General features: G+C 70.5%; 17 protein-coding genes. 5 read left to right on the top strand and 12 right to left on the bottom strand.

Annotated elements, in window-relative coordinates; translation table 11 throughout:
- Positions 1-30: 30 nt before the first annotated feature.
- From dnaB to ASG05_RS10045, 12 genes are all read right to left on the bottom strand, one after another.
- Positions 31-1,419, bottom strand: coding sequence for a replicative DNA helicase (dnaB, locus tag ASG05_RS10100; protein ID WP_043595340.1), 1,389 nt, complete (start codon positions 1,417-1,419; stop codon positions 31-33).
- Between the two features lie 716 nt (positions 1,420-2,135).
- Positions 2,136-2,519: a D-ribose pyranase gene (rbsD, locus tag ASG05_RS10095; RefSeq protein WP_056260253.1), complete on the bottom strand. Its 384-nt coding sequence runs from the start codon at positions 2,517-2,519 to the stop codon at positions 2,136-2,138.
- Complete coding sequence (locus ASG05_RS10090) at positions 2,516-3,631, bottom strand: ribokinase (protein ID WP_082486618.1); 1,116 nt, start codon at positions 3,629-3,631, stop codon at positions 2,516-2,518. Before ASG05_RS10090 ends, rbsD begins: the two co-directional genes overlap by 4 nt.
- Positions 3,628-4,578, bottom strand: a complete 951-nt coding sequence (locus ASG05_RS10085; protein ID WP_056260252.1) for a substrate-binding domain-containing protein — start codon at positions 4,576-4,578, stop codon at positions 3,628-3,630. Before ASG05_RS10085 ends, ASG05_RS10090 begins: the two co-directional genes overlap by 4 nt.
- 231 nt (positions 4,579-4,809) lie before the next feature.
- The gene (locus tag ASG05_RS10080) at positions 4,810-5,781 is read right to left on the bottom strand and encodes an ABC transporter permease (protein WP_043595333.1); all 972 of its coding nucleotides are present in this window, start codon (positions 5,779-5,781) and stop codon (positions 4,810-4,812) included.
- 31 nt (positions 5,782-5,812) lie between these two features.
- On the bottom strand, positions 5,813-7,330 hold the full coding sequence (locus tag ASG05_RS10075) for a sugar ABC transporter ATP-binding protein (protein WP_082486617.1): 1,518 nt from the start codon (positions 7,328-7,330) through the stop codon (positions 5,813-5,815).
- Positions 7,331-7,332: 2 nt separating this feature from the next.
- Positions 7,333-8,406, bottom strand: coding sequence for a LacI family DNA-binding transcriptional regulator (locus ASG05_RS10070; RefSeq protein ID WP_056260250.1), 1,074 nt, complete (start codon positions 8,404-8,406; stop codon positions 7,333-7,335).
- Between the two features lie 571 nt (positions 8,407-8,977).
- Positions 8,978-9,430, bottom strand: a complete 453-nt coding sequence (gene rplI, locus ASG05_RS10065; protein ID WP_056260249.1) for a 50S ribosomal protein L9 — start codon at positions 9,428-9,430, stop codon at positions 8,978-8,980.
- 14 nt (positions 9,431-9,444) lie between these two features.
- Positions 9,445-9,705, bottom strand: a complete 261-nt coding sequence (gene rpsR, locus ASG05_RS10060) for a 30S ribosomal protein S18 (protein ID WP_043595327.1) — start codon at positions 9,703-9,705, stop codon at positions 9,445-9,447.
- Between the two features lie 51 nt (positions 9,706-9,756).
- A complete protein-coding gene (locus tag ASG05_RS10055) occupies positions 9,757-10,335 on the bottom strand; it encodes a single-stranded DNA-binding protein (protein WP_056260247.1) in 579 nt (192 codons plus the stop codon).
- 4 nt (positions 10,336-10,339) lie between these two features.
- Positions 10,340-10,738, bottom strand: coding sequence for a 30S ribosomal protein S6 (gene rpsF / locus ASG05_RS10050; RefSeq protein WP_056260245.1), 399 nt, complete (start codon positions 10,736-10,738; stop codon positions 10,340-10,342).
- 193 nt (positions 10,739-10,931) lie between these two features.
- Entirely contained in the window at positions 10,932-12,371 is a 1,440-nt protein-coding gene (locus tag ASG05_RS10045) for a CCA tRNA nucleotidyltransferase (protein WP_056260243.1), read from the bottom strand.
- A 164-nt stretch (positions 12,372-12,535) separates the two neighbouring features.
- Between ASG05_RS10045 and ASG05_RS10040 the strand changes: the two genes are divergently transcribed.
- The 5 genes from ASG05_RS10040 (at position 12,536) to ASG05_RS10020 (ending at position 19,368) form a co-directional block, all read left to right on the top strand.
- Positions 12,536-14,785 (top strand): DUF6049 family protein, encoded by a 2,250-nt coding sequence (locus tag ASG05_RS10040; RefSeq protein WP_056260241.1) that lies wholly within the window; start codon positions 12,536-12,538, stop codon positions 14,783-14,785.
- Entirely contained in the window at positions 14,782-16,446 is a 1,665-nt protein-coding gene (gene murJ / locus ASG05_RS10035) for a murein biosynthesis integral membrane protein MurJ (RefSeq protein WP_235491456.1), read from the top strand. The genes ASG05_RS10040 and murJ overlap by 4 nt, the downstream gene beginning before the upstream one ends.
- A gap of 134 nt (positions 16,447-16,580) precedes the next feature.
- Positions 16,581-17,573 (top strand): thioredoxin-disulfide reductase, encoded by a 993-nt coding sequence (gene trxB / locus ASG05_RS10030; RefSeq protein WP_056260239.1) that lies wholly within the window; start codon positions 16,581-16,583, stop codon positions 17,571-17,573.
- A gap of 48 nt (positions 17,574-17,621) precedes the next feature.
- Positions 17,622-17,948 (top strand): thioredoxin, encoded by a 327-nt coding sequence (trxA, locus tag ASG05_RS10025; RefSeq protein WP_043595317.1) that lies wholly within the window; start codon positions 17,622-17,624, stop codon positions 17,946-17,948.
- 115 nt (positions 17,949-18,063) lie between these two features.
- Positions 18,064-19,368, top strand: a complete 1,305-nt coding sequence (locus ASG05_RS10020) for a PLP-dependent aminotransferase family protein (protein WP_056260237.1) — start codon at positions 18,064-18,066, stop codon at positions 19,366-19,368.
- Positions 19,369-19,442: the final 74 nt, after the last annotated feature.

Raw genomic sequence — 19,442 nt, 5'->3', positions numbered from 1 at the left:
GGAGCACGGTCCTAACACGACTACAGGTGCCTAGCTGGGCATGTCCACGAACCGCGAGAACATGCCGTGGAACGCCACCGTGATGGTGTCGGTCGGGCCGTTGCGGTGCTTGGCGACGATGAAGTCGGCCTCGCCCTGGCGGGGGTTGTCTTTCTCGTAGGCGGACTCGCGGTGCAGCAAGATGACCATGTCGGCGTCCTGCTCGAGCGAGCCGGACTCTCGCAGGTCGCTGATCGCGGGCTTCTTGTCGGCACGCTGCTCGGGACCACGGTTCAGCTGCGACAGCGCGATCACCGGCACCTGCAGCTCTTTCGCCATCAGCTTCAGCGCACGCGAGAACTCCGACACCTCTTGCTGACGGCTCTCGACCCGCTTGCCCGACGTCATCAGCTGCAGGTAGTCGATCACCACGAGCTTCAGGTTGTGCTGCTGCTTCAGCCGGCGGCACTTCGCCCGGATCTCGACCAACGTCATATTGGGCGAGTCGTCGATGAACAACGGAGCGTCGTTGATGCGCCCCCGCACCTGCGCGATGTTCGTCCAGTCACGCGCGTCGACCGTGCCCTTGCGCATGTTCTGCAGCGGCACACTCGACTCGGCCGACATCAGACGCATCGCGATCTCGCTGCGCCCCATCTCGAGCGAGAAGAACACCGACGCCTGCCCGTGCTTGATCGACGCCGCACGCGCCAGGTCGAGCGCCAACGTCGACTTGCCGAGCGCCGGTCGCGCCGCCACGATGATCAGCTGACCCGGGTGGAACCCGTTCGTCAGGGCGTCGAGCTGCGCGAACCCCGTCGGCACACCCGTCATCTGACCGTCACGACCCTTGGCCGCCTCGATCTCGTCGATCGCGACCGTCACCGCCTCGTTCAGCGGCACGTAGTCCTCGGTCTGGACCCCACCGGCCACGTTGTAGACCTCGGCCTGCGCGTTGTTGACCAGGTCGACGACCTCGCCCTCGCTCGCGTAACCCATCTGCACGATGCGCGTGCCGGCCTCGACCAGACGACGCAACACCGCCTTCTCGGCGACGATCGACGCGTAGTACCCCGCGTTCGCCGCCGTCGGCACGACACCGGTCAGCGTGTGGAGGTACTCCGCTCCCCCGGCACGCGACAGGTCGGCCGACTTCATCAGCTCGTCGCTGACCGTGATGACGTCGGTCGGCTCACCGTGCGAGTACAGCCCCAGGATGGCGTCGTAGATGACCTCGTGCTTGGGCACGTAGAAGTCCATGCCGCGGACCGTCTCGATGACGTCGGCCACGGCGTCCTTGCTGAGCAGCATGCCCCCCAGCGCGCTCTGCTCGGCGAGCAGGTCGTGCGGCGGCACGCGGTCCATGTTGACGGGGCCACCACGGTCACGATCGCGGGCGTTCGACGCGTCTGGAGCGAGACCGAGATGGGCGATCGACATGGGTCCTCCAGCGAGAATCGGGCGGGTGCGGGGCAGCACCGAAGACGCTCAAGGCAGTTGTACGACAGACCCCCGACATCCCCGTGCCGAACCGCCGTGACCCACCCCTGACGAGCGCGGGTACACCTTATGGACACCGAGTTCTCCACAGCAAATGCACCTGTGGATAACTCTGGGGAGAACCGGTGAGCAACGCCGGTCGACCCTGGGGAGAACTGTGGATCACGCTGTGGACAACGAGATACTTCAGTTCAATTACCTGGCCTTGATCAGCATTTTCCGTTTCCCACACCTGTGTGGAAAAGATTGTCTAAACCGGGGGTTGAGACATCCGATTTGACATCCGCCTGTGCACAAAGAACTTGACAAGGAGGCGCGGCGACCGATACCGACACATCTCGCGTTCAGCTTCCCGTAACCCCCCGATGGGGGACCCGCGAAGCCCCTGGTCAGGGCCGCATCCGCCCTCCCGCACCGCGCCTCCTGCCCTTGCCCGCCCGCCCCGACCCGCCCCCACACGACGAAGAACCCGGTTTCGAACCATGCACCCGTTTGCTTCCGGGTTCATGGTTCGAAACCGGGTTCATGGACGGGCCGGCGCGGCCGGGCCGGGGGGAGGGACAGTGGGGGAACGTGGAAAAACCCCGTTCACGAAGACGAACCCCGATTGATCGGGGTTCACCTTCGTGAACGGGGTTCGAGGGGGAGCAGGCGCCTCAGAACGGGACGCCGCAGCGCAGCACGACGTTGGCGTACGGGGTCGCCTCGCCCGTCCGGACGAGGAGGCGCGCCCCACCCGACAGCCGCTTCAGCTCGTCGTGCGAGACGTAGGCTACGTCGTCGAAGCGGGACGTGATCTGCTCGCCGGCGGGGGAGTCGTGGCTCTCGTCCGCGGCCGTGCAGGCCTCGAACACCACGTCGGCCGTCAGCGCGTCGAGCACGTCGGCGAAGGCAGGCAGGCCGTGGACGACGGCGAGGTCGACCACGGGGACTCCGGCCGGCAGGGGCAGGCCGCAGTCGGCGACGACCACGAGGTCGCCGTGACCGAGACCGCTCACCGCGTGGTTCAGCTGCGCGTTGAGCAGACCGCCGCGCTTCACGAGGTCACCCCGGCAGTCGAGTCGGCATCCGCCGACCCTTCCGTCGAGGCGGCATCCGCCGCGGCAGGCAGCTCGTCGTCCAGCGTCGGGTACGACGCCTGCGTGCCCACACCCGTGACCGAGTAGGCCCCGACGCGCACGGCGTCCTGGGCGGCCTCGAGCAGCGACGACCCGGCGGCCAGCCCGGCGGCGAGGGCGCCGACGAAGGCGTCCCCTGCTCCGGACGAGTCGACCGCCGCGACGCGAGGCGACGCCACCAGCACGGTGCCGGACGCGTCAGACACGATCGCGCCGGCGGCACCGCGGGTCATGACGACCGAGGTGACCCCCTGGGCGCGCAGGGAGGCGACGACCGACTCGTCGTCGACCCGCGCCTCCTCGTCCGAGACGGCGGCCGACGCGGCCGACGCGCCAGACGCGGCAGCGCCCCACGCTGCCAACAGCAGCCGACCCTCGTGCTCGTTGACGACCAGCGGATCCGCGGCCTTCACCACGTCCGCCGGCACGTCGATCACCGGGGCGAGGTTGAACACCACGCGCCCTCCGGCGTGCTGCACCGCGGCGGCGATGCCGTCGACGGGGATCTCCCCCTGCAACACGACGACCGCAGCCTCGGACAGAGCAGCAGAGTGCCCTGCGACGAACGACGCACCGACGGCACCGTTCGCCCCGGGGACGACGACGATCGTGTTCTCGCTGTCGCCTCCGACGCTGACGACGGCCAGGCCCGTGGGCCCGGGCACGGTGTCGACGCCGCTGACGTCGACACCGCTCGAGCGGAGGTAGGGCAGGGCGTCGTCGGCGCGTCCGTCGTCGCCGACGGCACCGATCATCGCGGTGCGGGCGCCGCGACGAGCAGCCGCGACGGCCTGGTTCGCGCCCTTGCCGCCGGGGGAGAGGGTCATCGACGAGCCGATCAACGTCTCGCCGGGCAGGGGCAGGCGGTCGACGGTCACGACCTGGTCGACGTTGATCGACCCGACCACGACGACGGAGCCACCCGCGCCAGCCGCGCCAGCCGAACCGGCCGGTACCGACCCGTCCGCGCCGACCGCGCCCACGCCTCCTGCCGTGCTGGCGTCGCCTGCACCGCTCACATCAGAACCGGTCATTCGGTGAAGTCACCCACGTTCTCCTTCGTGACGGTGATGACCTCGACGGCCTGGTCCGAGGGGCCGTCGTCGCCGCTGCCACCGTCGATCGCCTTGACCGCCTGGTCGACCGCGAGGGCGCCGAGCTCGGCGGGCTGCTGCGCGATCGTGCTCGAGAGCGTACCGGCCTCGATGGCCTTGAGGCCGTCCTCGGTGCCGTCGAACGCGGCGACCTTGACGTCGGTGCCGGCGCGCGAGCCGAGGGCCTGGATCGCGCCGAGGCCCATCTCGTCGTTCTCGGCGAAGACGCCGACCGCGTCGGGGTGCGCCTGCAGCAGGTTGGTCGTCACGTCGAGCGCGGTGGCGCGGTCGAAGTTGGCGGTCTGCTGCGCGACGACGGTGATGTCGGGGTAGGCGGCGATGCCCTTGGTGAAGCCCTCACCGCGGTCGCGGCTGGCCGAGGTGCCCGCGACGCCCTGCAGCACGATGACCTCGCCCTTCTCGCCGATCGCCTCGGCGAGGGCCTTGGCGGCCTGCTCGCCGCCGGCGACGTTGTCGCTCGCGACGAACGAGGCGACGTCGGCGCCGTTGACGGCACGGTCGACGGCCACGATCGGCACGTTCGCGTCGTTCAGCGCGGCGGCGGCGGGGCCGGCGGCGTCGCTGTCGACGGCGTTCAAGATGACCGCGTCGGCCGTCGAGGCGGCCGTGGCGAGCTGGTTGGCCTGGGTGGCCGAGTCGTTCTGGGCGTCGACGATCTCGAGGTCGACGTTCTGCTTCTTCGCCTCGGCGGTGGCGCCGTCACGCAGTTCGACGAAGAACGGGTTGTTCAGGGTGCTGAGCGACAGGACCACCGTGGGGCGGTCCGCCTCTCCGGCGGGGGTGCGGTTGCAGCCGGCGGTGCCGGTCGCGACCAGGGCGGCGATCGCCGTGACGGTGGCGGCCTTGCGGAACGAGGTCAACTTCATCGTGTGTCCTTCGGGGGGTTGGGGTGGTGAGGGTGGAAAGGGAGGGGAAGATCAGGAGGCGCGGCTCGGCTCGCGCAGACACGGGCCGGTGGCCGCGGCGACGGCCGCAGGGCCGGGCCCCGCAGCTGCCGCCGCTCCGCTGAGGCGCGACGCCGCGCGTCCGGCTCGCACCGCGCCTCCTCGGCTGTCGGTGCGTGCCGCGCGGCCGCGCCCTCGACGGGGCCCGGCGGGTCAGCTGCTGCGGGTCTTGCGCCGCAGCACGTCGACGCCCACGGCCAGGGCGATGACGAGGCCGATGACGACCTGCTGCCAGAACGACGTGACGTTCAGCAGGTTGAGGCCGTTGCGGATGACCACGAGCACCAGGGCGCCGATGATGGTGCCCGAGATGCGACCGACGCCGCCGGCCAGGCTCGCGCCGCCGATGACGACCGCGGCGATGGCGTCGAGCTCGTAGCCCGAGGCCGCCTGCGGTTGGGCCGAGTCGAGGCGACCGGCGAGCAGCAGGCCGGCCAAGGCCGCGAACAGCCCGGCGAGGCCGAAGACCGTGACGACGATGCGCTTGACCGGCAGGCCCGAGAGGCGCGCGGCCTCGGCGTTGCCGCCGACCGCGTACATCGAACGGCCGATGACGGTGCGGTTGAGGATGAACGACGCGACGATCGCGGCCAGCACGAGCACGATGATCGGCACGGGCACCGGGCCGATGTTGCCGCCGAGGAAGGACACGGCCGGGGGAGTCGCGATCGGGCGACCGTCCGAGACGACCAGGGTGAGGCCGCGCGCGACGCTCAGCATGGCGAGCGTCGCGATGAACGATGGCAGCTTGCCGTACGCGCTGGCGAAGCCGTTGACCAGGCCGGCCACGAGTCCGGTGCCGAGCCCGAGGGCGAGCGCCAGGCCGCCGGGCAGCCCCGCGGTGGCGAAGAACCAGCCGGAGACCATCGCCGACAGCGCGGCGACCGAACCGACCGAGAGGTCGATGCCGCCCGCGACGATGACGAAGGTCATGCCGAACGCCAGCACGGCGACGGTCGACACCTGGATGCCGATGTTCAGCAGGTTGCGGCCGGTCAAGAAGTCCGGCGTCGCGATGAAGAGGGCCAGGCAGAGCACGACGAGCCCGACGAGGGCCCCGTTCGCGGCCAGGAAGGTCTTGATGTCGAAGGAGCGTCGCTGCGCCTTCACGGTGGTGGTGGTCATGGGGTGTCTTCCTCGGTCCGTGCTTCTCGGGTCAGTTCGTCGGGGGGACGTCGCGCGCCGCGAGCGTCATCAGCGTGTCTTGGGTGGCGTCGGCCGCGGCGACCTCGCCGGCGACGACTCCGTCGCGCATCACGAGGATGCGGTCGCTCATGCCCATCACCTCGGGTAGTTCGCTGCTGACCATCACGACCGCGCCTCCGGCGTCGGTGATGCGGTTCACCAGCTCGTAGATCTCGACCTTCGCGCCGACGTCGACGCCGCGGGTGGGCTCGTCGAGCAGCAGCACCGTCGAGCCGGCGATGATCCAGCGGCCGAACACGGCCTTCTGCTGGTTGCCGCCCGACAGCGAGCCGATCTCTTGGTCGATGTCGCGCATGCGGATCCGCAGGGTCGAGGCGACCTCGTCGGCCTTGGCGCGCTGCCCGGCGAAGTCGACCAGGCCGGCCTTCGCGCTGGACGCGAGCGTCGCGTAGCCGAGGTTGTCGTTGACGGAGGCGCCCAGCACGAGGCCCTGCGCCTTGCGGTCCTCGGGCACGTGGCCGACGCCTGCGGCGATGGCCCCGGCGACGTCGCCCTTCTTCAGGCGCTTGCCGCGCACGGTCACGCTGCCCGAGTCGTACTTGTCGACCCCGGCCACGGCCCGCACGACCTCGGTGCGGCCGGCGCCGACGAGCCCGGCGATGCCGAGCACCTCGCCCGCCCGCACGTCGAACGACACGTCGCGGAACACCGACCCGGTCAGCCCACGCACCTCGAGCACGACGGGGGAGTCGCCCTGGCTGCCGGGCGTCCGCGGGTACTGCTGCTCGATGTCGCGGCCGACCATCAGGCGGACGAGTTCGTCTTCGTCGGTCGAGGCGGGCAGCTCGGCGACGAACGCGCCGTCGCGCAGCACGGCCACGGTGTCGCCGATCTCGGCGATCTCGTCGAGGTGGTGGCTGATGAACAGCATGCCGACGCCGCGGGCCCGCAGCTGCTCGACGACGCGGAAGAGGATCTCGGTCTCGTGGCGGGTCAGCGCCGCGGTCGGCTCGTCGAGGATGAGGATGCGCGCGTCGATGCTCAACGCCTTCGCGATCTCGACCAGTTGCTGGCGGGCGATGCCGAGCTCGCCGACCTTCGAGTCGACGTCGACGTCGAGCCCGATCAGGTCGAGGGCCGCACGGGCGCGCTTCTTCAGCTCTCTGCGGTCGACGAGGCCGAATCGCGTCGGGAACCGCCCCATCATCACGTTCTCGGCGACGCTGAGCGACGCGACGAGGTTCAGCTCTTGGTGGATCGTCGCGATGCCGAGCTTCTCGGCGGCGTGCGTGTTCGGCAGGTGGACGGCCTCGCCGTCGACCAGCACGCGGCCGGAGTCGGGCTGGTACACGCCCGACATCATCTTGATCAGGGTGGACTTGCCGGCGCCGTTCTCACCGAGCAGCACCTGCACCTTGCCGGGCCGGACGTGCACGGTGACGTCGTCGATGACCCGCACGGGGCCGAACGACTTGCTCACGTTCTCGAGCGTGAGCAGGGGGCGATCGTCGTCGATCGAAGGGGGCATGGTCAGTTCCTACCGAGGGGTCGGGGTGTGGTGGGGCCGGTCGGGTCTGTCGGGCCGGCCGGGTCTGTGGGGGACGAGGAGGCGCGGGTCGTCGACTCGCGCACGATCAGTTCGCTGGGCAGCACGACCGACTCGGGGGTGAACCCGTCGATGACCTCGTGCAGCAGCTGGACGGCGATGCGGCCCATCTCCTCGACGCTGTGCGCGATGACGGTCAGGGCCGGGTCGAGCAGCGAGAACCATTCGATGTCGTCGAAGGCGATCACCGAGACGTCGGTGCCCATGCGCATGCCGAGGCGGTTGAGCATGGCGATGGCTCCGACGGCCATGAGGCTGTCCGCGGCGAGGATCGCCGTCGGCGGCTCGCCCAGCTCGAACAGCGCGTGCACCGCGGCCGAACCACTGGCCGACTGGAAGTCGCCGACGTAGACCAGGTCGGGGTCGGCGCTGAGGCCGAGCTCGGCGGCCGCGGCGGTCCACGCCTCGAGTCGCTCGCGGCCCGTCGACACGCTCTGCGGCCCGGCGACGTAGCCGACGCGCTCGTGGCCGAGGTCGACCAGGTGCTCCACGGCGGCCCGGATGCCCGGGGTGCTGTCGGTCGTCACGCTCGGCACGTCGACGCCCGGGATCGTCCGGTCGACGAACACGGTCGGCACCTCGCGGGCGAGCAGCGAGTCGATGCTGGCCGAGTCGGTGCCCTGGGGGGCGACGATGACGCCGTCGACGCGGCGCGAGATGAGGGTGTCGAGGTAGCGGTCCTGCTGGGCGCGGTTCTCGTTGGCGTTGCCGAGCAGGGTGACGTAGCCGAGCTCGAGCAGCGACTGCTCGATGGTGTGGGCGAGGTCGGCGAAGAACGGATTGCGGACGTCGGAGACGAGCAGCCCGACCGTGTCGGACCGCGTGGAGCGCAGCGCCCGGGCCTGCGCGTTCGGGCGGAAGTCGAGCTCGCGGGCGGCCTGCTCGACCTGCGAGCGGGCCTCGGGCGACGTCGCGGGGTTGCCCGACAGGACCCGGGACGCCGTCGCGGCCGAGACGCCGGCGCGCTGCGCCACGTCCCTGATCGTCACGGTGTTCATCGGGCTCTACCTCGTCGTAGTGGTGTTGCTGGTTCGTCGTGGAATCGATTCCATGGAACCGATTCCACGACAGTAGACGAGCCACCGCGCCCTGTCAACGCGAACCCGCCTCGCGCCCTCCCGCTGCCACACGCACCCCTCTGCGTCGGCCTCTGCCTCGCGTCTGCTCATGCCCCTGCTGCCCCCCGTGCCTTGCGCCCGCCCATGCCTCTGCTCGCCCCTCTGCCGATGCCGAAGCCGAAGAGCCCGGTTTCGAACGAAGAACCCGGTTGCGAACGGGCTCATCGTTCGAAACCGGGTTCATGGCGACCAGAGGACGCCCCGAGGAGGCGCGGCTCCCGCCCCAGCCGCCCCGCGCCTCCTCGTCCCCCCGGCACACCACGAGAAGAACCCCGTTCACGAAGACGAACCCCGAGAAAACGGGGTTCATCTTCGTGAACGGGGTTCATCGCGAGCCGACCCGACGGCCGGCACCGCACCCCGGCACGCAGAAGAGCGGCGGCCCCCGAGGGGACCGCCGCTCTCGCGTACAGCAGGCGCCGAGGCGCCGAGGCGCCGGAGCGCCCGGGTGCTACTTGGCCGAGACGACCGTCAGCGTGATCGTCGCGATGACGTCCTCGCGCAGGCGGAGGGTGGCTTCGTGCTCACCCGTCACCTTGATGGTCGAGGGGATCTCGACCTTGCGCTTGTCGATCGTCGCGACGCCCTGGGCGCTGACCGCGTCGGCGACGTCGGCCGGGCGGACCGAGCCGAACAGTCGGCCGTCGGCACCGGTCTTCACCGTGAGGCGGATCTTCTGGGCCTCGAGACGCTGCTTGAGGTCGTGGGCCTCTTCGATCGTCTTGAGCTCGCGGGTCTCGCGGGCCGTGCGGATCTGCGCGACCTGCTTCTCGCCGCCGCGGCTCCACGCCACGGCGAAGCCCTGGGGCACCAGGTAGTTGCGGGCGTAGCCGTTCTTGACGTCGACGACGTCACCGGCGGAACCGAGGCCGGAGACCTCGTGGGTCAGGATTACCTTCGACATGGTGGTCCTTCCGATCAGCGGCCGGAGCCGGCGTAGGGGAGGAGCGCCATCTCACGGGCGTTCTTCACGGCACGGGCGATGAGGCGCTGCTCCTGGACGGAGACGCCGGTGATGCGACGGGCGCGGATCTTTCCACGCTCCGAGATGAACTTGCGCAGGGTCGCGACGTCTTTGTAGTCGATGACACCGACGCGGATCGACTTCGCGGGAGCGGCGTTCTTGCCGCCCTTGCCGCGGAGGGGCTTGCGGCGGTCGCCGCTGCTCTTTCCAGCCATTGGTTTCTACTTTCGATGAATGAAGAAGTTCTAAAAGGGGGAACGACAGGCCTAGAAGGGCGTCTCGTCGTTGTAGGTGCCGTTGCCACCGGGGGTGTTCCAGACGTCGCCGCCCGAGGTGTTGCCACCCTGGCCGCCGGCGGGCTGACCCCACGGTTCTTGCGCCTGACCGCCGCCGACCTGAGCCGGCTGGCCACCACGGCCGCCACCGCCGCCACCGTTGCCGCCCCCGAAGGAGCCGCCACCGGCAGCGCCGTCGCGGGACGAGGAGGCGCGGGTCACCTGAGCGGTCGCGTAACGCAGCGAGGGGCCGATCTCGTCGATCTCGAGCTCCATGCTGGTGCGCTTCTCGCCCTCTTTGGTCTCGTACGAGCGCTGCTTGAGTCGGCCCTGAGCGATGACCCGGCTGCCCTTGGTGAGGCTGCTGGCCACGTGCTCGCCGAACTCGCGCCACACGCTGGCACGGAGGAAGAGCGCCTCGCCGTCCTTCCACTCGTTCGACGCGCGGTCGAACGTGCGGGGGGTCGACGCGATGGTGAAGTTCGCGACCGCGAGCCCGTTCTGCGTGTAGCGCAGCTCGGGGTCACTGGTGAGGTTGCCCACCACTGTGATGACGGTCTCGCCAGCCATCGGACTACTCGGCAGCCTTCTCGGCGGCGGGAGCAGCCGGGGCGGCGGCGGCGTTGGCGGCCTTGCGGGCGGCCTTCTCGTCGCTGACCTTCTTGGCGGCGGCGACCATGGCGATCGCCTCTTCGGCACGCAGGACCTTGGTGCGCAGCACGGCCTCGGAGAGACCCAGCTGGCGGTCGAGCTCGACCGTGGCGGCCGGGTTCGAGGTCAGGTTGACGACGGCGTAGATGCCCTCGGTCTTCTTGTTGATCTCGTAGGCCAGACGGCGGCGTCCCCAGATGTCGACGTTGTCGACGGTGCCACCGTCGTTGCGGATGACGTTGAGGAACTTGTCCAAGCTCGGGGCGACGGTGCGCTCATCGATCTCGGGGTCCAGGATGACCATCAGTTCGTACTGGTGCATGACTAACCCACCTCCTTCGGACTTGACGGTCACAGACGGTCTGTGACAGGAGGGTGTTCATGACGCTGCGTCGGCCGAGAGGCAGACGCAACCTTCCCAGCGTAGCCGAGCGCGCCTCCTGAATCAATGCCGGGCCCTCGGGCGCGAGGCCGGACACCGCCGAGGAGGCGCGGGTCGACACCCGCGAGCCCGGTTACGCCCCGGCGCCCTCGCGTGCGGCCCACCAGGCGAGCAGGCGCTCGGTGGCGACCTCGGCCCCCAGCGGCCCCTCTTCGGTGCGCAGCTCGAGCAGGAACCGGTAGGCCTCGCCGACCTCGCGGCTCGGCCCGATGCCGAGGACGCGCTGGATCTCGTCGCCGTCGAGGTCGGGCCGCAGCGAGTCGAGCTCTTCGCGCTCGCGCAACTCGGCGATGCGCTGCTCGAGGTCGTCGTAGGCGAAGCCGAGCCGGTCGGCCTTGCGGCGGTTGCGGGTGGTGACGTCGGCGCGGGTCAGCATGTGCAACCGCTCGAGCTGGTCACCGGCGTCGCGGACGTACCGGCGCACGGCCGAGTCGGTCCAGGCGCCCTCGGTGTAGCCGAAGAAGCGCAGGTGCAGCTCGATCAGGCGCGACACCGCCCCGATGGTGTCGTTGTCGAAGCGCAGCGCCTTGAGCCGCTTCTTCGCGAGCTTGGCGCCGACGACGTCGTGGTGGTGGAAGGTGACGACCCCGCCCGGCTCGAGGCGCCGGGTGGCCGGCTTGCCGCAGTCGTGCAACAGGGCGGCGAGGCGCAGCGTCAGGTCGGGGGCCTCGCCCGGGTGCCGCTCGCGCTCGTAGCCGATGGCCTGGTCGAGCACGGTGAGGCTGTGCTCGTAGACGTCCTTGTGGTGGTGGTGCTCGTCGACCTCGAGGCGCATGGCCGCGAGCTCGGGCATGACGTGGTCGGCCAGCCCGGTGTCGACCAGCAGGCGGACACCGTCTCGGGGGGTTTCTGTCTTCAACAGCTTCGACAGCTCGTCGGCGACGCGCTCGACCGAGACGATCGACAGGGTGTCGGCGCGCGAGGTCATCGCCTCGCGCACCTCGTCCGAGACGGTGAAGCCGAGCTGCGCGGTGAAGCGGGCGGCCCGCATCATGCGCAGCGGGTCGTCGCGGAACGAGTCGACGGCCGTGCCCGGGGTGGCGAGCCGGGCCTGCAGCAGGTCCTCGACGCCGCCGGAGGGGTCGACCAGCACGCGCTCGGGCAGCCGCAACGCCATCGAGTTGACGGTGAAGTCCCGGCGGACGAGGTCGCCCTCGAGGGTGTCGCCGAACTCGACGACGGGCTTGCGGGTCTCGCCGTCGTAGACGTCGCTGCGGTAGGTCGTGATCTCGACGGTCTCGCCGTCGACGCGGGCGGCGATGGTGCCGAACGCGCGCCCGACGTCCCAGTGCGCCTCGGCCAGCGGCACGACGATCGCGAGGATCTGATCGGGGTCGGCGTCGGTGGTGAAGTCGAGGTCGTTGACCGGCCGACCGACGAAGGCGTCGCGCACCGGACCACCGACGAGGGCCAGCTCGTGACCGGCCGCGGCGAACGCGGCGGCGAGCTTCTCGATGCGGGGGGTGGCGGCCAGCTCGTCCAGTCGCGTGAGGGCCCGTGCGACGCTGTCCATGACGGACAACCTTGCCACAGCCGAGGAGGCGCGGGCTGAGTCCCCCGCGCACCTCGCGGTGCGTCCCTCTCCCCCTCGCAGGCGCTTCGCCGCTGCTTCCCGGTCCGCGTTGCCTAGACTCGGCATGCTCGAGCGGCCCCTGACGCCGTCGACACCTGACGCCTATGAGACTCTTCTTCGCCGTGATCGCCGCCCTGCTGGCGGTGTTCGTCGTGTCGGCGGGGTCGCCCGCGACGTCGGCCCGGGCGGCGTCCGCTCCCACCGGCGACGGGGTCACGATGACCGTCGAGCCGGCCTCGGACGGCGTCCTGCGGGCAGGCGACGACCTCACCCTCGGCGTGACCGTCACGAACGGCGGCGACTCCGACCTCGCGGCGAGCACGGCCAGGGTCTACCTCGACCGCGAACCGTTCACCACCCGGTCCAAGCTCGCCTCGTGGCTCGACCCCGACGACGTCTCGGGCGACGACTACCTCGGCCGCCAGCTCGTGCAGGTCGACGTGCCGGCGGTCGCCGCCGGGTCCTCCGTCGCGCTCGACACGGTCGTCGTGTCGGCCGACCGCCTCGGCCTCGCCGGCCGGACCTTCGGCGCACGGGCCCTCGGCGCCCGCGTGCTCGACGCGTCGGGCGAGCAGGTGGCCCAGACCCGCAGCAGCGTGGTCTGGTACCCGGCCGACAGCTTCCAGCCGACCCGCGTCGCGGTCGCGGTGCCGATCACGACGCCCGAGAGCGAGACCGGCGTCCTCGACGCCTCGGCCCTCGCCGCCTACACCTCCGAGGGCGGGGTGCTCCGACGCGAGCTCGACGCCGTGACGGGCACCGGGGCGACCCTCGGCGTCGACCCGATGATCGTGGCGTCGATCCGCCTGCTCGGCACCGAGGCGCCGCAGTCGGCCCTCGACTGGCTCGCCGAGCTCGAGGCGCTGCCGAACGACATGTTCCCCCTGGCGTACGCGGACGCCGACCTCGCCGGGCTGCGCCAGGCCGGCGCCTCGACCGTGCCGACCGTCACCTCGCTCGACACGCTGGTCGACCCCAGCCGCTTCGAGGGCATGGCGGCACCCACCGAGACCGCCACCGACGCGCCGACCGACGAGACGCCCGCCGCCGACGACGGCTCGGGCACCGGCGTCGCCGGGTCGGACCCGACCGCCCTGCCGACCGACGGGTCCACCGGCGAGCCGACCGACGAGCCGACCCCGTCCGAGACGCCGGGTGACGGCGTGACCCTGCCGACCACCGAGCAGCTGCTCGAGTTCCCGTGGACCCAGCAGGGCGTCGTCTGGCCCAGCGGGTCGTCCGTCGTGTCGGACGACCTGACCGCCTTCGCGGCGGGCTCGTACACGTCGACCATCGTCTCGAGCGGCAACGTCGACGTCGAGGGCGACTCGACCGAGAACGCGGCGGTCACGATCGACGGTGTCCCGGCCGTCGTCTCGGACGACCCGCTGTCCACCCTGCTGACCCAGGCGGCCGAGGCGACCACCCTCGCCGAGTGGCAGTCCACGATGGCCCGGGCGTCCGCGACGATCGCCACCGTCGCCTACGAGCGGCCGAGCGACGCCCGCACCCTGCTGACGACGCTCGAGCGCGAGTGGCCGTCGACGGGGCAGTTCCTCACCCGCACGCTGCAGGCGGTCGACGCCCTGCCGTGGGTGAGCGGTGCCACGGTGACCGACGCGCTGGCGAGCACCCCCTCGACGGCGACCGTCGTCGACAGCCCCGAGAGCGACGCCCGCCTCGCCCGGCTGCGCGACCTGGTGTCCGCCGACCAGAAGGTCGTCGACTTCTCGACCGCCCTGGCCGAGCCGCAGCTGGTGACCGAGACGGCCCGCCTGCGCACCATGGCCCTCGCCTCGCACGCCTGGCGCGACAACGTCGACGGCTTCCCCGCCGAGGTCGCCTCCGCCGTCGCCGAGGCGACCGCGACCTCCGGTCTCGTGGCGGTCGTCCAGGGGTCGCCGATCTCGATCCTCGGCGACCGGTCGGCCCTGCCGCTCTACCTCGAGAACCGCACCGACTCCGTCGCGACGGTCATGCTGGCCGTCACGCCGTCGAACTCGATCCTGTCGATCGAGCGCAGCCCCATCGAGGTGACGATCCAGCCGCAGTCGCAGACGCGCGTCAGCGTTCCGGTGCAGTCCGTGGCCAACGGCACCGTCTCGGTGCAGCTGCAGCTCGTCAGCCTCTCGGGCATCGCCATCGCGACTCCCGTCGAGCTCCCGCTGTCGGTTCAGGCCGGGTGGGAGACCGCCATCACCTGGATCTTCGGCGTCGCCTTCGCCGCACTGTTCGTCGGCGGCCTCTACCGCACCTTCCGCAAGCGCCGGAAGGCGCGCGACGAGGCGAGGGCCTCCGAGCCCGGGCCGTCATCCGATGCGGCCGCCGCGCCGCCCGTCCAGGAGTCCATGTGAGCAACCAGGGCGGTCTCGGTCGCGCCAGCATCCTCCTCGCGTCCGGGACGATGGTCTCGCGCGTCCTCGGCTTCGTGAAGGCGGCCGTGCTGGCCGCGGCGATCGGGCAGTCGGCGAGCCGGGCGGCGGACTCGTTCGCCCTCGCGAACCAGCTGCCGAACAACATCTACGCGCTGATCGCGGGCGGTCTGCTCAGCGCGGTGCTCGTGCCCCAGATCGTCCGGGCGGCGACCTCGGACGACGGCGGGCAGCGGTTCGTCAACAAGATCGTCACCCTCGGCACGATCGTCTTCGCGGTCGTCGGCCTCGTCGGCACGCTGCTCGCCCCCGTGCTCGTCCGGCTCTACGCCCAGCAGAGCACCGACGGCGGGGCAGGGTTCACCTCGGACCAGCTCGCCCTGGCCACGGCGTTCGCCTACTGGTGCCTGCCGCAGATCTTCTTCTACGCGATGTACTCGCTGCTCAGCGAGGTGCTGAACGCCCGGCAGGTCTTCGGGCCGTTCACCTGGGCTCCGGTGCTCAACAACGTCGTGGCGATCGTCGGCCTGGTCGTCTTCATGGTGCTGTTCGGCGGCGCCGTCGAGAACTCGGTGGTCGACGTCTGGACGCCCGACCGCATCCTCGTGATCGCGGCCACGGCCACCCTGGGCGTCCTGGCACAGGCGGCCTTCCTGCTGCTCTTCTGGCGGCGGGCCGGCCTGGGGTTCCGACCCGACTTCCGCTGGCGGGGAGTCGGCCTCGGCGCCACCGGCAAGGCCGCGGGCTGGCTCTTCGGCATGGTGCTCGTGACCCAGCTGGCGGGCCTCGTGCAGAGCCGCGTCGCGACCCTCGGCAGCGAGGTGGGTGCCTCGAACGCCGTGCTGGCGAACGCCTGGCTGCTCTTCATGCTGCCGCACGGCATCATCGCCGTGTCGATCGGCACCGCCTACTTCACCCGCATGAGCGGGCACGCCTCGCGCGGCGACCTGCGCGCCGTGCGCGTCGACATGTCGCAGTCGCTGCGGGCCATCGGCATGTTCATGGTGTTCGCGGCCGTCGCGATGTGCGTCGTCGCCTACCCGTTCGCCCGGTTCTTCGAGGTCGACTTCGCCGGGTCGACCCGCACGGCCCAGGTCATCCTCGGCTACATGCCGGGTCTCGTCCTGTTCAGCGTGCTCTTCATCGTCCAGCGGGTCTTCTACTCGATGCACGACCAGCGCACCCCGTTCTTCCTGCAGCTGGTCCAGTCGGGCATCTTCGTGGCCGGCGTCGCGATCTCGGCGGCCGTCGTGCCGCCCGAGCGCATCGCGATGGCCATCGCCATCACCACCTCGATCGCCGGGTCGAGCCAGGCCGTCGTCGCCCTCTGGGTGGTCAAACGGCGACTCGGCGGCATCGACGGTCGGTGGGTGCTGCGCCGCTACGTGCAGTTCTTCGTCTTCTCGCTCGTCGCAGGCGTCGTCGGGCTCGTCGTCGTGACCGCACTGGGGGGTTTCTCGGCAGACGGCTTCGCGCAGTCGGGCCGCGTGCCGGGCGTGCTGACGGTCGTGGTCGCCGGGGCCGTCATGGGGCTGGTCTACGGTGCGTTGCTCTGGTTCACGCGGATACCCGAGTTGCGGGTGCTGACCACGCCGGTGACCTCGCGCCTCGCACCCACCGTCTCGCGCCTCCTGCGCCGCTGATCCCGGCTGCCAGGCCGGCGGGAATGCGCCGTCGGTAGGATGCGTTCCACCAGACGATCGAGGGATCCGACCGTGCGAGCCACCACTCGCCCGTCGTCTTCCCGCTCGTGAAGTCCATCCCCAGGAAGGTGCCCATGCGCCAGGTCATCATCATCGGCTCCGGCCCCGCCGGCTACACGGCCGGCATCTACGCCGCCCGCGCCGGTCTGCGCCCCCTCATCGTCGCGAGCTCGGTCGAGGCCGGCGGCGAGCTCATGAAGACCACCGAGGTCGAGAACTTCCCCGGGTTCCCCGACGGCATCCAGGGCCCCGAGCTCATGTTCAAGATGCAAGAGCAAGCCGAGAAGTTCGGTGCCGAGGTGCTGCTCGACGACGTCACCGCGGTCGACCTGACCGGCGACGTCAAGAAGGTCACCCTGGGCAACGGCACGGTGGAAGAGAGCCTGACGGTGATCTTCGCCACGGGCAGCGCCTACCGCAAGCTCGGCCTCGCCGACGAAGAGCGCCTGAGCGGCCGCGGCGTCAGCTGGTGCGCCACGTGCGACGGCTTCTTCTTCAAGGAGAAGGCGATCGCCGTCGTCGGCGGCGGCGACTCGGCGATGGAAGAAGCGACGTTCCTGACCCGCTTCGCCTCGAAGGTCTACGTGATCCACCGCTCGAGCAGCCTGCGCGCGTCCAAGATCATGCAAGACAGGGCGCACGCCAACGACAAGATCGAGTTCCTGTTCGACAAGCAGGTCACGGCGATCCTCGGTGGCGAGAAGGCCACCGGCGTCACCCTGACCGACACGGTCGACGGCAGCACGAGCGATCTCGACCTCGACGGCCTCTTCATCGCCATCGGCAACGACCCGCGCGTGCACCTCGTGCACGGCCAGGTCGACCTGACCTCGGACGGCACCATCGCCGTGCAGGGCCGCAGCTCGAAGACCAACCTCACCGGCGTCTTCGCCGCGGGTGACGTCATCGACGCGACCTACCGACAGGCCGCCACCGCCGCGGCCTCGGGCACCGTCGCGGCGCTCGACGTCGAGCACTACCTGGCCTCGCTCGACCAGACCTTCCTGGCCGAGCAGACCGTCGGATCGGCCGAGGGCGTCGAGACGTCCGAGTCCGTGGTCGCCTGACCCGCGCCTCCTGAAGCCAACCCAGATCACCCTGACGAAAGGAACACCATGAGCAGCGCCAAAGCAGTGACCGACGCGTCCTTCGAGGCCGACGTCCTCAACTCCGACAAGACGATCCTGGTCGACTTCTGGGCCGAGTGGTGCGGCCCGTGCCGCGCCGTCTCGCCCATCCTCGACCAGATCGCCGCCGAGCACGGCGACAAGATCGAGATCGTCAAGCTCAACGTCGACGACAACCCCCAGACCGCCATGAAGTACCAGATCACCTCGATCCCGGCCATGAAGGTCTACCGCGGCGGCGAGGTCGTCAAGACCGTCATCGGCGCCAAGCCCAAGCCGGCCCTCGAGGCCGACCTGGCGGAGTTCATCGCGTAGTCGACGCCGACACCACGACGAGAGCCCGCCCAGCACACGCTGGGCGGGCTCTCGTCGTCCCCGGCCCGGACGGGCATAGTCTTGACCGCAGCACTCTGACAGAACAGGGACATCGATGAGCGACAAGGGCACCAACCTCGACCCGTGGTACGACTCGTACGCCGACCGTACGGCCGGCCTCAGCGCCTCCGAGGTCCGAGCCCTCTTCGCCGTGGCCTCGCGGCCCGAGGTCGTCTCGCTGGCGGGCGGCATGCCTTACGTCTCGGCCCTGCCCCGTGAGCTCGTCACCGGTGCCATCGACCGCGTCATGGCCGACGGGGGAGCGATGGCGATGCAGTACGGCAGCGGCCAGGGCACCCCGGCCATCCGAGAGCACATCATGCAGATCATGGCCATGGAGGGCATCCGCGGCAGCGCCGACGACGTCGTCGTGACGACCGGCTCGCAGCAGGCCCTCGACCTGGTCACCCGCCTGTTCGTGAACCCCGGCGACGTCGTGCTGGCCGAGTCGCCGAGCTATGTCGGGGCCCTCGGGGTCTTCAAGGCCTACCAGGCCGACGTGGTCCACGTCGCGATGGACGAGCACGGCCTCGTCCCCGAGGCGCTGCGCGAGGCCATCGCGGGCGTCACGGCCCGCGGCGGCCGCATCAAGTTCCTCTACACGATCCCGAACTTCCACAACCCGGCCGGCGTGACGCTCACCTGGGCCCGACGCGTCGAGATCCTCGAGATCTGCCGCTCGGCCGGCATCCTCGTCCTCGAGGACAACCCCTACGGGCTGCTCTACTTCGACCAGCCCGCGCCGCAGGCGATGCGCTCGATCGACGACGAGGGCGTCATCTACCTCGGCTCGTTCTCGAAGACGCTCGCACCGGGCTTCCGGGTGGGGTGGGCGCTGGCCCCGCACGCCATCCGCGAGAAGCTCATCCTGGCCAACGAGTCGGCCACGCTGTCGCCCAACTCGTTCGGGCAGTTCGTCATTACCGAGTACCTCGACCAGGCCGACTGGCGCGGTCAGATCGAGACCTTCCGGGGCCTCTACCGCGAGCGACGCGACGCCATGATCTCGGCGCTCGGCGAGTACCTGCCCTCGCTCAGCTGGAACGTCCCCGACGGCGGCTTCTTCGTCTGGGTCGGGCTGCCCCCTGAGCTCGACTCCAAGGCGATGCTGCCCCGTGCCGTCAAGGAGCTCGTCGCCTACACGCCCGGCACGGCCTTCTTCGCCGACGGCCAGGGCCGCCAGAACATCCGACTCTCGTTCTGCTACCCGACCCCCGAGTCGATCCGCACCGGCGTCGCCCGACTCGCCGCCGTCGTCAACGGCGAGCTCGACCTGCTGCGCACGTTCTCCGGCGCCAGCCTCTCGAACCCGGCCGCACGCCCGCAGAGCGTCGTCGTCCCGCCGCCGAACACCAACTGACCAGCACTTTCCACGCATCGCGGTCGATCGACGCCAGCCCTGGGCTCGGCGCCGTGACACCAGAGGAGGGCCCC

The sequence above is a fragment of the Frigoribacterium sp. Leaf186 genome, assembly GCF_001423905.1.
Taxonomy (GTDB): Bacteria; Actinomycetota; Actinomycetes; order Actinomycetales; family Microbacteriaceae; genus Frigoribacterium.
The sequence above is the reverse complement of the archived record's forward strand: the minus strand, read 5'-3'. Positions and strand labels throughout refer to the sequence as shown.

Coding starts and splice junctions, on each gene's coding strand:
- ASG05_RS10085 (WP_056260252.1), bottom strand. CDS start 4,578: ATGAAGTTGACCTCGTTCCGCAAGGCCGCCACCGTCACGGCGATCGCC.
- ASG05_RS10020 (WP_056260237.1), top strand. CDS start 18,064: ATGAGCGACAAGGGCACCAACCTCGACCCGTGGTACGACTCGTACGCC.
- ASG05_RS10090 (WP_082486618.1), bottom strand. CDS start 3,631: ATGACCGGTTCTGATGTGAGCGGTGCAGGCGACGCCAGCACGGCAGGA.
- trxA (WP_043595317.1), top strand. CDS start 17,622: ATGAGCAGCGCCAAAGCAGTGACCGACGCGTCCTTCGAGGCCGACGTC.
- rpsF (WP_056260245.1), bottom strand. CDS start 10,738: ATGCACCAGTACGAACTGATGGTCATCCTGGACCCCGAGATCGATGAG.
- rplI (WP_056260249.1), bottom strand. CDS start 9,430: ATGTCGAAGGTAATCCTGACCCACGAGGTCTCCGGCCTCGGTTCCGCC.
- ASG05_RS10070 (WP_056260250.1), bottom strand. CDS start 8,406: ATGAACACCGTGACGATCAGGGACGTGGCGCAGCGCGCCGGCGTCTCG.
- rpsR (WP_043595327.1), bottom strand. CDS start 9,705: ATGGCTGGAAAGAGCAGCGGCGACCGCCGCAAGCCCCTCCGCGGCAAG.
- ASG05_RS10045 (WP_056260243.1), bottom strand. CDS start 12,371: ATGGACAGCGTCGCACGGGCCCTCACGCGACTGGACGAGCTGGCCGCC.
- ASG05_RS10055 (WP_056260247.1), bottom strand. CDS start 10,335: ATGGCTGGCGAGACCGTCATCACAGTGGTGGGCAACCTCACCAGTGAC.
- ASG05_RS10040 (WP_056260241.1), top strand. CDS start 12,536: ATGAGACTCTTCTTCGCCGTGATCGCCGCCCTGCTGGCGGTGTTCGTC.
- ASG05_RS10075 (WP_082486617.1), bottom strand. CDS start 7,330: ATGCCCCCTTCGATCGACGACGATCGCCCCCTGCTCACGCTCGAGAAC.
- trxB (WP_056260239.1), top strand. CDS start 16,581: ATGCGCCAGGTCATCATCATCGGCTCCGGCCCCGCCGGCTACACGGCC.
- ASG05_RS10080 (WP_043595333.1), bottom strand. CDS start 5,781: ATGACCACCACCACCGTGAAGGCGCAGCGACGCTCCTTCGACATCAAG.
- dnaB (WP_043595340.1), bottom strand. CDS start 1,419: ATGTCGATCGCCCATCTCGGTCTCGCTCCAGACGCGTCGAACGCCCGC.